The sequence below is a fragment of the Klebsiella sp. AqSCr genome (assembly GCF_008452795.1).
GTDB classification, from domain to species: domain Bacteria; phylum Pseudomonadota; class Gammaproteobacteria; order Enterobacterales; family Enterobacteriaceae; genus Klebsiella; species Klebsiella pneumoniae.
In genome coordinates, this window is record NZ_MJDM01000031.1 from 1 (window position 1) to 1,322 (window position 1,322).

Annotated in this window: 3 protein-coding genes; all 3 read left to right on the top strand. The window is 41.9% G+C overall.

Features of this window, described 5'->3' with window-relative positions; translation table 11 throughout:
* The first annotated feature begins 381 nt into the window (after positions 1–381).
* Positions 382–600: a hypothetical protein gene (locus tag BHE81_RS25855; RefSeq protein ID WP_004195468.1), complete on the top strand. Its 219-nt coding sequence runs from the start codon at positions 382–384 to the stop codon at positions 598–600.
* Entirely contained in the window at positions 601–912 is a 312-nt protein-coding gene (locus BHE81_RS25860; RefSeq protein ID WP_013214022.1) for a hypothetical protein, read from the top strand.
* Positions 913–978: 66 nt separating this feature from the next.
* On the top strand, positions 979–1,322 hold a 344-nt coding region (locus BHE81_RS25865), incomplete at its 3' end, for a hypothetical protein (RefSeq protein WP_049247629.1).

Consider the following 1,322-nt stretch of genomic DNA (forward strand, 5'->3'; position numbering starts at 1 on the left):
CGGCAACGGTTCTTTTTGTCGTAAAACCATCGGCGTGGGGACAACCTCGCCTTAATTGATTCACAGCGCCATTACTGGCGCTGCAGTAAGTTTTCATTTCTGAATTATAACGAGTGCCCTCTGCGTTGAAAGGGATGGGCGGTAGCGTGTTCAGACGAAGATATTACGCTCATGTATCTTTATGTAAGGGTTATTTAAAAGGGCGGGTTGATGATAAAGGGTTTTTCTCTCCAGGCAAAATCGACTTCAGTGTAGTGATGTTATTGAAAATGTAAGCAAGTCTGATTCTGACAGAGCGATAAGTGGCGATAGGCAAACAACTATCGCAGAGGCAATGAAAGAAATATTCATTCGTTAATATATAAACAGAGGCAATAAAGTATGCATGCCTTTATTTTTCTGGTGCTGATGACGCCGAGTAGTGGCGGTGGGATTTGGGATATTACTCCCATGCCTAATACAGATGTCTGCATAAAAATGCTACGGGTACTCGAAGCACGTGGGGGCAGAGGTTACGGAAGTAATACAGGAGAGTGCATTGAAATTAAAACCCGCGAGCCTTTGAGCAGCGTGATAGAAACATTGAATGAGGGTGGGTAAATGGCTGAATACCAGTTAGGTTTTGATGGTTTTGTTCGACTTTTTTTTGCAATGGCAATCATTATCTGCGGTTACGGCTATGTAATTATTGGTGTTTTTATAAGAGATACGCTTTCCTGTATTTTAATGTTGTTTGGGCTTACAGGTCTCAGTGCTTTATTTTCATTAATGGTATTCATGGATAAAAACATGTGGGCCGGCTCTCCTGATTTGACGCTGTCAGTAATAACGGGATTTTTTACAGCCACAGTGGTTTTTTATATGTTTTATGTCTTGATTTATTACTTTGATCGGATGGGGGCAGGTGAATAGTAAGACCGATGGTCAGTATTAACAATCTCACGTTATTTGAAAGTATGCAGCATAAGGAATAAGAAAGTGAAAGCGTACTATATACTTGGACATAACGTTGCATGGCTTAACGGTATATGCCTGATTCTTTTTGTTATTGGTGTGGTCGGTGCGCTGGCAATGGTTGCCATCCCTGAAAAATTCAATCTTCGAGTTAACAGAGGCGATACATTCATATACTGTGCGCTTATAGCGGTGGTTGGGTTTTCCGGGATGTTCGTTATCTCCATTCACTCATTTTCGATGGATGAACTTGAAGCAGGTAGACACTGGAAAGATGACTGCCGGACACTTGAGGTAAACATGCCGACAGGCGCTTTTACCAGCCCTGTTAATAAACTGGACTGTGATGGCATCATCATTAATGTGCC

Bases quoted from the DNA above. Each gene is read 5' to 3' on its own strand.
- BHE81_RS25855 (WP_004195468.1), top strand. From the start codon at position 382: ATGCATGCCTTTATTTTTCTGGTGCTGATGACGCCGAGTAGTGGCGGT.
- BHE81_RS25860 (WP_013214022.1), top strand. From the start codon at position 601: ATGGCTGAATACCAGTTAGGTTTTGATGGTTTTGTTCGACTTTTTTTT.